The organism is Nosocomiicoccus sp. HMSC059G07 (genome assembly GCF_001815515.1).
GTDB classification, from domain to species: domain Bacteria; phylum Bacillota; class Bacilli; order Staphylococcales; family Salinicoccaceae; genus Nosocomiicoccus; species Nosocomiicoccus ampullae_A.
This window is the reverse complement of sequence record NZ_KV820823.1, coordinates 1-340: the sequence shown is the minus strand read 5'-3', so window position 1 is coordinate 340 and position 340 is coordinate 1. Positions and strand designations below refer to the sequence as shown.

Sequence of the window (340 nt, the reverse complement as noted above, 5' to 3'; positions counted from 1 at the left end):
CGTACTGCTGTAAATATAGAAGCGTACAACGAACAAGGAACCATCACACATACTGGAACTGGTTTCTTCTATAAAATTAAATTAGGAACAGGAATAGATTATGGTAAACACGTTCATATTTGTTTAGTAAGTAATAAACACGTTTTAGAAAAAGTGACAAGCATTAGCATTTATGATAACTTAAACTCTTTCAATAAAGAGGAAGTCCCTGACAATCATAAGTTTACAGTCCAAGATGTTAAAGACAGAATCATTATTCATGAAAATCAAGATTTAGCTGTTATCAATATATCTGATTTAATGATGAATTGGATTGCAAACGATACTCAACATACTTTTA

The 340-nt window shown here is 30.3% G+C and carries 1 protein-coding gene; it reads left to right on the top strand.

Going from position 1 to position 340, the window contains the following annotated elements; all coding sequences use genetic code 11:
- Nucleotides 1-340 (top strand): hypothetical protein (locus tag HMPREF3029_RS09400; RefSeq protein ID WP_168165503.1); only part of this gene is annotated, 340 nt, incomplete at both ends.